This window comes from Streptomyces sp. NPDC056169, assembly GCF_042268445.1.
Classification (GTDB): Bacteria; Actinomycetota; Actinomycetes; order Streptomycetales; family Streptomycetaceae; genus Streptomyces.
Genome location: NZ_JBHJUO010000001.1, coordinates 418631 through 427204 on the forward strand (window position 1 = coordinate 418631; position 8574 = coordinate 427204).

Here is an 8574-nt window from a genome sequence, read left to right on the forward strand (position 1 = left end):
TACGGGTCAGACCGCAGCCGGCTCCTTCGCCTGCGGCGGGACCGTCACGTCGACGGCCTTCGCCTCCTTCTTCGCCGCCTTCTTCTTCGCGCGGCGCTCCTTGCGGAGCTCCACCAGCGCGTAGAGCGTCGGGACGAGGAGCAGGGTCAGCAGCGTCGAGGTGATCAGACCGCCGATCACGACCACGGCGAGCGGCTGGGCGATGAAGCCGCCCTCACCGGTGACGCCGAGGGCCATCGGCAGCAGGGCGAAGATCGTCGCCAGGGCGGTCATCAGGATCGGGCGGAGCCGGTGCCGGCCGCCCTCGATCACCGCTTCGACGACGCCCAGGCCCTGGGCCCGGTACTGGTTGATCAGGTCGATCAGGACGATCGCGTTGGTCACGACGATGCCGATGAGCATCAGCATGCCGATCATCGCCGGGACGCCCATCGCCGTGTCCGTGACCACCAGCAGACCGATCGCGCCGGTCGCCGCGAACGGGATCGAGACCAGCAGGATCAGCGGCTGGATCAGCGACCGGAAGGTCGCCACCAGCAGCATGAAGACGATCGCGACGGCCGCGAGCATCGCCAGGAACAGGTTGGTGAAGGCCTCGCTCTGGTCCTCGGAGACGCCGCCGATGCTGGCGGTGGCGCCCGCGGGCAGGTCGAGGGCGTTGATCTTCGACTGGAGCGAGGCGCTCACCGCGCCGGTGTTGTCACCGGTCGGCTTGGCCGTGATCGTCGCCGCGCGGGCGCCGTCGATCCGGGTCATGGAGACCGGGCCGGGGACGAGCTCGACGGTGGCGATGTCGCCCAGCTTCACCGGGCCGAGCGGCAGGGCCTTCAGCTCGGCGAGGGTGGTGGCGGGCTTCGCCGAGGTGATGAGGACGTCCCGCTCGCTGTCGTCGAGGATCGCCTTGGCGGCCGGGGTGCCCCGGACGGCCTGGGCGACGATCGCGCCGAGCGAGCCGGTGTCGAAGCCCGCGTCGGCCGCCTTGGCGTTGGCCTTGACGGAGATGCGCGGGACGGACTGGGACAGGTCGCTCTGGACGTCGGTGACGTCGTCCATCCCGGCGATCGCCGTACGGACCTCCTCGGCGGCCTCCTTCAGGACCTTCGGGTCGGCGGCCTTGACGACCACGCTCAGGTCCTGGCTGCCGAAGCCGTCACCGGCGGCGATGGTGGTGTCGCCGATGCCGTCGAGGCCCGCGAGGGCCTTCTCGATGGAGGCGCGGGTCTTCTCGTACGCGTCGGAGTTCTCCAGGCTGATCTTGTACGAGGCCTGGTTGGAGCCGGTGCCGCCGCCGAAGGCCGCCATGAAGCCGGAGGAGCCGACGGTGACCTGGTAGTCCTTGACGCCCTCGGTCTCCGCGAGGACCTTCTCGATCTTCTTCGCGGCCTCGTCGGAGGCGCTCAGGCTGGTGCCGGGCGCCAGCTCCTGCTGGATGCTGAGCACCTCCTGCTCGCCCTGGTCGAAGAAGTTCGTCTTCAGGAGCGGGGCCATGCCGAAGGTGACGACGAGGACGACGAGCGCGATGGCGAGGCTCATGATGCGGCGCCGGGTCGCGAACCGCAGGACGGGCACGTACAGGCGCTGGAGACGGCTCTTCTCCTCCTTCTCCTCGGCCAGCCTACGGGCCTCCGCCAGGTCCTCCGAGGTGCCCTTGGGGGCGCGGAGGAACCAGTACGAGAGGACCGGGACCACGGTCAGGGAGACGAGCAGGGAGGCCAGCAGGGCCGCCGTGACCGTCAGCGAGAACGAGCCGAACAGCTCGCCGATCATGCCGCCGGTCAGACCGATCGGCAGGAAGACGGCGACGGTGGTGAGGGTGGACGAGGTGACCGCGCCGGCCACCTCGCGGACCGCGGTGATGATCGCGCTCTGGCGCTCCTCGCCGTAGCCCAGGTGACGCTTGATGTTCTCCAGGACCACGATCGAGTCGTCGACGACCCGGCCGATGGCGATGGTGAGCGCGCCCAGGGTCAGCATGTTGAGCGAGAGGTCGCGGGTCCACAGCACGATCAGGGCCAGGACGACCGAGAGCGGGATGGAGACCGCGGTCACCAGGGTCGAGCGGATCGAGGTCAGGAAGACCAGGATCACCAGGACGGCCATGACGAGGCCGAGCGCGCCCTCCGTGGTCAGACCGGAGATCGCCTTGGCGACGGCCGGGCCCTGGTCGGAGACGACGGTCAGCTCGGCGCCCGCGCCGAGGTCGCGGCGCAGGTCGGGCAGCTTCTCCTCGACGGCGTCGGAGATGGCGACGGCGCTGCCGTCCTTGTCCATGGTGGCCATGACGGCGAGGCTGGGCTTGCCGTTGGTGCGGGTGAGGGAGACGCTCGGCGACTCCTCCTGGCGGACGGTGGCGACGTCGCCGAGGCGGACCGCCTTGCCCGTGCCGGGAGTGGCCGACGGGATGCGCAGGTCCTCGATCTGCCGCAGGGAGGTGAAGCCGCCGCCGACCTGGATCGTGCGGCTCTTGCCGGCCTCGGAGAAGGAGCCGGCCGGCATGGTGGCGCCGCCGGAGCGGAGCGCCTCGGCGAGCTTCATGGAGCTGAGTCCGGCCGCGGCGAGCTTCCGCTCGTCCGGGACGACGGAGATCTGGAGGTCCTGGACGCCGCTGACGGAGACCTGGCCGACGCCCTCGATGCCTTCGAGGGCGGGCACGACGGTCCGCTCCAGGAGGTCGGCGAGGGCCTGCGGGTCCTTGTCCGACGCGGCGGCGAGGACGACGGTCGGCATGTCGTCCGTCGAGCCGGCCACGACCTGCGGGTCGACCGAGTCGGGCAGCTGGGCGCGGGCCCGGTTCACGGCCTGCTGGACGTCCGCGACGAGCTGCTTCGTCGACTCGTCGCCGTAGTCGAAGGAGGCCATGACGACGGCCATGCCCTCGGAGGCGGTGGAGGTGACGCCCTTCAGGCCGTCGACGGCCTTGAGGTTGCTCTCCAGCGGTTCGACGACCTGCTTCTCGACCACATCGGGAGAGGCCCCCTGATACGGGGCGAGGATCGAGACCATGGGCAGCTCGATCGAGGGGAACAACTGCTGCTTCAGCTGCGGTATCGCGATCGCCCCGAACACGATCGCGACGATGGACATCAGCCCGATCAGGGCCCGTTGCGCGAGGCTGAATCTGGACAGCCAGGACATGGGGTCTCTCTTCTGTGGCGTACTCGTCGGCAGGCGGGAGCAGCCAAGACCCCGGCCGTGATCCGCTGGATCCGCCGGAGGTGCCCCCCGCCTACACGATCCGCCATCGGCGCCGGGAAATCCTCGGCCCTCGGGTCCACATCCTTATGCCCCGCATACCGCGCCTGGAGTACGCCGGAGCCCCCGGTCACTCCACCCTCGGGCGTACCAGACCCGATTCGTACGCGGTGACCACCAGCTGGGCCCGGTCGCGGGCGCCGAGCTTGGCCATGGTCCGGTTGACATGCGTCTTCACGGTGAGCGGGCTGACGTCGAGGCGCTCGGCGATCTCGTCGTTGGAGAGGCCGCCGCCGACGAGGACGAGGACCTCGCGCTCGCGGGCGGTGAGCGCGGCGAGCCGCTCGGAGTAGGTGCGGTCGCCGGCCGTCAGGGGTTCGAGCCCGCCTCCCTGCGCGAGGAAGGTGGCGATCAGGCCCTTGGTGGCGGCCGGGGAGAGGAGGGCCTCGCCGCCGTGGGCGATCCGGATCGCGCCGAGCAGCTCCTCCGGTTCGGCGCCCTTGCCGAGGAAGCCGGAGGCCCCGGCGCGCAGCGACTGCACGACGTACTCGTCGACCTCGAAGGTGGTGAGCATGACGATGCGGACGGCGGCGAGCTCGGGGTCGGCGGTGATCGCACGGGTCGCCGCGAGGCCGTCCGTGCCCGGCATCCGGATGTCCATGAGGACGACGTCCGGCCGCTCGGCGCGGGCCAGCTCGACGGCCTGGGCGCCGTCGGCGGCCTCGCCGACCACCTCCATGTCCGCCTCGGAGTCGACCAGGACCTTGAAGGCGCTGCGGAGCAGGGCCTGGTCGTCGGCGAGCAGTACCCGGATCGTCATGCGTCCTCCCCCGTACGGGTCGTCACGGGCAGTATCGCCTGCACCCGGAAGCCGCCGCCGTAGCGGGGTGCGGCGGTCAGGCTGCCGCCGAGGGCGCTGACCCGCTCGCGCATGCCGAGGAGGCCGTGGCCGCCGGAGTCGATGGCGGTCCCGGGCTGCGGGGCGCCGTTGTCGAGGACGGTGATCTCGACCGTACGGCCCACCCTGACGACGCTCACCTCCGCCTCGGCGTCCGGTCCCGCGTGCTTGCGCACATTGGTGAGGGCCTCCTGCACGATCCGGTACGCGGCCAGGTCGACGGTCCCGGGCAGGGGCCGGTCGCCGTCGGTGCGGGCCAGGGCGACGGGGAGGCCGGCCTTGCGGAAGCTGTCGAGGAGTCCGTCGAGGACGGCGAGACCGGGAGCGGGCTCGGTGGGCGCCTCGGGGTCGCCGGACTGGCGCAGGAGCCCGACGGTGGCGCGGAGCTCGTCGAGGGCGGAGCGGCTGGCCTCGCGGACGTGCGCGAGGGCCTCCTTGGCCTGGTCGGGGCGCTTGTCCATGACGTGGGCGGCGACGCCGGCCTGGACGTTCACCAGGGCGATGTGGTGGGCCACGACGTCGTGGAGGTCGCGGGCGATCCGCAGCCGCTCCTCGGCGACCCGGCGGCCGGCCTCCTCCTCGCGGGTGCGCTCGGCCCGCTCGGCGCGCTCCCGTATGGCGTCGACGAAGGCCCGGCGGCTGCGGACGGCGTCCCCGGCGGCTGCCGCCATGCCGGTCCAGGCGAAGACGCCGAGGTTCTCCTGCGCGTACCAGTCGGTCGGGCCGAAGATCATGGCGGCGGCGGTGAGCATCGCCATCGTGACGAGTCCGACGCGCCAGGTGGTGGGGCGATCGGTGCGGGAGGCGACCGTGTAGAGCGCGACGACGGCGCTCATGGCGATGGGGGCGGGCCGGTTGTCGTTGATCAGCTCGAACAGGCAGATCGTGACCGTGAAGCAGAGCACGGCGAAGGGCCTGCGGCGGCGCAGCACCAGCGCGGCGGCCCCCGCGACCATGATCAGCACGCTCCACACGTCGGGCGGGTGGTCGCCGAAGGTCGGCCCCTCGGGACTGCCGTGCGGGCTGGTGAAGGACCCGGCGACCATGCACAGCAGCGTGCCGCACGCAATCGTCGCGTCGAAGGCGAGCGGGTGCGCGCGGAACCAGTCGCGGAGGCGGGCGTAGAGGGTGCCGGTGGCGGGGCCGGTGGGGGTCACGTCGAGGAACGGTACGGGGAAAGCGGCGACGAGGGGAAAGCGCGGGGCTCCGCCGCCGGGACGAGGGGGAAAGCGCGATGTCCCCCCGCCCCGGTGGGGGCGAGGGGACACCGGTGGTACTTCGTGGGTGTCAGCCTGGGATGAGGCCGTCGTCGGCGAGCATCTTGCGGACCTCGTCCAGGCCCGCGTCCGGGGCTGGGAGGATCAGCTCGGAGGGCTCCAGGGCGTCGTCCGGGAGTGGCTCGCCGAGCCGGCGGACGGCGTCGAGCAGGGCGCCCAGTGTGCGGCGGAAGCCCTCGGTGTCCCCCGACTCCATCTCGTCGAGCAGCTCGTCGTCGAGCCTGTTCAGCTCCACGAGGTGGCTGTCGGCCAGCTTCCACTGGCCCTCCCCCATGATCCGTACGATCATGACGCGTCCTGTCTGTCGCCTGGCTTACGCCTACTTCTCGAAGCGCGGGTGGGACTGCTGCTGCTGGGTACGGTCCTGCGGCGCGGCCTCGCCGCCGCCTTCGAGCGCCTGCTGCTGCGCCGACGGACCTCCGGCCAGCTCGGCCTTCATCCGCTGGAGCTCCAGCTCGACGTCCGTACCGCCCGAGAGCCGGTCCAGCTCCGCCTGGATGTCGTCCTTGGCGAGCCCGGACTGGTCGTCGAGGGCGCCCGAGGCGAGCAGCTCGTCGATCGCGCCCGCGCGCGCCTGGAGCTGGGCGGTCTTGTCCTCGGCCCGCTGGATCGCGAGACCGACGTCGCTCATCTCCTCCGAGATGCCGGAGAACGACTCGGCGATCCGGGTCTGGGCCTGGGCGGCCGTGTAGGTCGCCTTGATCGTCTCCTTCTTCGTACGGAAGGCGTCGACCTTGGCCTGGAGGCGCTGCGACGCGAGCGTCAGCTTCTCCTCCTCGCCCTGCAAGGTCTGGTGCTGCACCTCCAGGTCGCTGACCTGCTGCTGGAGCGCGGCCCGCCGGGACAGCGCCTCGCGCGCCAGGTCCTCGCGGCCGAGGGCGAGGGCCTTGCGGCCCTGGTCCTCCAGCTTGGCGGACTGGCCCTGCAACTGGTTCAGCTGGAGTTCGAGCCGCTTGCGGGAGGTGGCGACGTCGGCCACGCCGCGCCGCACCTTCTGCAGCAGCTCCAGCTGCTTCTGGTAGGAGTAATCGAGCGTCTCGCGCGGATCCTCGGCCCGGTCAAGGGCCTTGTTCGCCTTCGCGCGGAAGATCATCCCCATACGCTTCATGACACCGCTCATGGGCTTCGCGCGCCCCCTTCTGACGGACTACGGCTCCAGCTCTCCAACAGGTCCACAGTACGGGCCCTGCATCCATTACCGCACTGTTCGGAGCGGGATGCGCTCCTCCCCAAGGACGACTGTGCGCGGCCTTCCTCCCGCCCAGGGTGTAGATGGATCTAGGGGGTGGCCCGGGAAACCCGCGCGTCCTCCGTGCTTACCGCCGTAGACGCAGTCCGTTAGCGGATCGTTCCCGCCCGGGCTGGGGTCCATGCCCACCACCCCGTACCCTTGGGTTTTGTGTTCCGTAGCCGTTCGAAGGACGAGAAGGCCCCCACCGACAAGGTGACGGCGGACCCTTCCACCACTCAGCCCCGCGACCCCGAGGCCCCGAAGGGCCGCCCGACACCGAAGCGGAGCGAAGCGCAGACCCAGCGTCGGCGCGCCGCGACGGTGCCGACCGACCGCAAGGAGGCTTCCAAGCGCCAGCGCGAGGCGCGTCGCTCGGACCTGGCCCGGCAGCGCGAGGCGCTGGCGAGCGGTGACGAGCGTTATCTGCCGGCCCGCGACAAGGGCCCGGTGCGCAAGTTCGTGCGCGACTTCGTCGACTCGCGCTTCGCGATCGCCGAGTTCTTCCTGCCGATGGCCGTGGTGATCCTCGTGCTGTCGCTCTTCGGGAACGCCAACCGGTCGCTGCAGAACATCTCGCTGCTGCTCTGGCTCGGCGTGATCATCCTGATCGTGATCGACTCGGTCGGCATCTGGCTCCGCCTGCGGAAGCAGCTGAACGAGCGCTTCCCGAACGAGCCGAAGCGCGGCGCCGTGGCCTACGGCCTCATGCGTACGCTCCAGATGCGCCGACTGCGGCTGCCGAAGCCGCAGGTCAAGCGCGGAGAGCGGCCCTGAGCGCCGACAGCTCGGGCCTCGGCGGGCACGCTTTCGACGAGCGGGCCCTCGATGATCGCGCCTTCGGCGTGGACGCGTCGGCGACGGGCGGCGCCGTGCTGCCCGCCGTCGTGCACTGGCCCGCCGGGCACGGCGGGCTGCGCGACACCATCCGGCAGGAGGTCATCGCGCGCCAGCTCGACGAGCAGATATCCGCGCGCTACCCCGTGGGGCAGCGGCTGCGGATCCTCGACGCGGGCATGGGGCAGGGCACGCAGGCGCTGCGCCTGGCCCGCGCCGGGCACACCGTGACCGGCCTGGAGGCCGACCCCGAGCTGCTGAAGTCGGCGCGCGAGTCGCTGGCGACGGAGCCCGCCGGGATCCGCGAGCGGGTCCGCATGATCGAGGGCGACGGCCGCGAGACCGGCGTCCACTTCCTGCCCGGCAGCTTCGACGTGGTCCTCTGCCACGGCGTGCTCATGTACGCGGACGAGCCGGACGCCCTGCTCGCGGGTCTGGCCCGGATGCTGGCCCCCGGTGGCCTGCTCTCCCTGGTCGTACGGAACGGGGAGGCCCTCGCGATGCGCCCGGGGCTCGCCGGTGACTGGTCCGGGGCCCTCGCGGGCTTCGACAGCGATGTCTACACCGACGACAACGGCGTGAAGGTGCGGGCCGACCGGCTGGACGCGCTGACGGCGACGCTCGCGGGGATCGCGGCGCCGCTGCACGCCTGGTACGGGGTGCGGGTCTTCACGGACGGCATCCCGGCCGAGACGGGCCTGCCGGCCGCCGAGGAGCTGGACCGGCTGCTCGCCGCCGAGGACCGGGCGGGCCGCACGGAGCCGTACCGGCGGATCGCGGCGCTTCTGCACCTGTGCGGCGTACGGGGCTGAGCCCCGCCGGATCCCGGATCCCGGCTCCCGGGTGAGCGCCCGTACCTGATCGGATGCGCTCGCCGGGCCCGGTGCCGGGGGCGCGCCGATACTCCGGACATGGACGTATCCCGTGGCCGACGGCTCCTCCTCCCGCTGACCGCCGGGGTCTGCGGTCGTCCGGATCGACGCGGCGAGCAGCCTCGGCTCCGGGGTCGTCCACGACGGCAAGGGGCACGTCGTCACCAACGCGCACGTGGTCGGCCAGGAGAAGACCTTCAAGGTCACGGCCGAGGGGGTGCGGGGGGGGGGCGGGCCGCCCCCCCCCCCCCCCCGCCCCACAGCGCAGAC

7 protein-coding genes are annotated in these 8574 nt (G+C 71.8%); 2 read left to right on the top strand and 5 right to left on the bottom strand.

What is annotated here, in order from left to right; translation table 11 throughout:
- Window positions 1-6: 6 nt before the first annotated feature.
- The 5 genes from ACFC0G_RS01925 to ACFC0G_RS01945 all read right to left on the bottom strand — a co-directional run bounded on the left by ACFC0G_RS01925 (window position 7) and on the right by ACFC0G_RS01945 (window position 6487).
- The gene (locus ACFC0G_RS01925) at window positions 7-3135 is read right to left on the bottom strand and encodes an efflux RND transporter permease subunit (protein ID WP_376395598.1); all 3129 of its coding nucleotides are present in this window, start codon (window positions 3133-3135) and stop codon (window positions 7-9) included.
- A gap of 187 nt (window positions 3136-3322) precedes the next feature.
- Window positions 3323-4012 (bottom strand): response regulator, encoded by a 690-nt coding sequence (locus tag ACFC0G_RS01930; protein WP_376395601.1) that lies wholly within the window; start codon window positions 4010-4012, stop codon window positions 3323-3325.
- Window positions 4009-5247 carry a sensor histidine kinase gene (locus tag ACFC0G_RS01935; RefSeq protein ID WP_376395603.1) on the bottom strand — a complete coding sequence of 413 codons (1239 nt, stop codon included), beginning with the start codon at window positions 5245-5247 and terminating at the stop codon, window positions 4009-4011. Before ACFC0G_RS01935 ends, ACFC0G_RS01930 begins: the two co-directional genes overlap by 4 nt.
- A 130-nt stretch (window positions 5248-5377) precedes the next feature.
- Window positions 5378-5656 carry a hypothetical protein gene (locus ACFC0G_RS01940; protein WP_376395606.1) on the bottom strand — a complete coding sequence of 93 codons (279 nt, stop codon included), beginning with the start codon at window positions 5654-5656 and terminating at the stop codon, window positions 5378-5380.
- A gap of 30 nt (window positions 5657-5686) precedes the next feature.
- The gene (locus ACFC0G_RS01945) at window positions 5687-6487 is read right to left on the bottom strand and encodes a PspA/IM30 family protein (protein WP_376395609.1); all 801 of its coding nucleotides are present in this window, start codon (window positions 6485-6487) and stop codon (window positions 5687-5689) included.
- A gap of 279 nt (window positions 6488-6766) precedes the next feature.
- Between ACFC0G_RS01945 and ACFC0G_RS01950 the strand changes: the two genes are divergently transcribed.
- Window positions 6767-7372, top strand: coding sequence for a DUF3043 domain-containing protein (locus tag ACFC0G_RS01950; RefSeq protein ID WP_376395612.1), 606 nt, complete (start codon window positions 6767-6769; stop codon window positions 7370-7372).
- Between the two features lie 95 nt (window positions 7373-7467).
- Window positions 7468-8244 (top strand): class I SAM-dependent methyltransferase, encoded by a 777-nt coding sequence (locus ACFC0G_RS01955; RefSeq protein WP_376396148.1) that lies wholly within the window; start codon window positions 7468-7470, stop codon window positions 8242-8244.
- Window positions 8245-8574 lie beyond the last annotated feature (330 nt).

What these genes read in the sequence shown, in the direction of transcription:
- ACFC0G_RS01925 (WP_376395598.1), bottom strand. Translation starts at nt 3,135, where the DNA reads ATGTCCTGGCTGTCCAGATTCAGCCTCGCGCAACGGGCCCTGATCGGG.
- ACFC0G_RS01930 (WP_376395601.1), bottom strand. Translation starts at nt 4,012, where the DNA reads ATGACGATCCGGGTACTGCTCGCCGACGACCAGGCCCTGCTCCGCAGC.
- ACFC0G_RS01940 (WP_376395606.1), bottom strand. Translation starts at nt 5,656, where the DNA reads ATGATCGTACGGATCATGGGGGAGGGCCAGTGGAAGCTGGCCGACAGC.
- ACFC0G_RS01945 (WP_376395609.1), bottom strand. Translation starts at nt 6,487, where the DNA reads ATGAGCGGTGTCATGAAGCGTATGGGGATGATCTTCCGCGCGAAGGCG.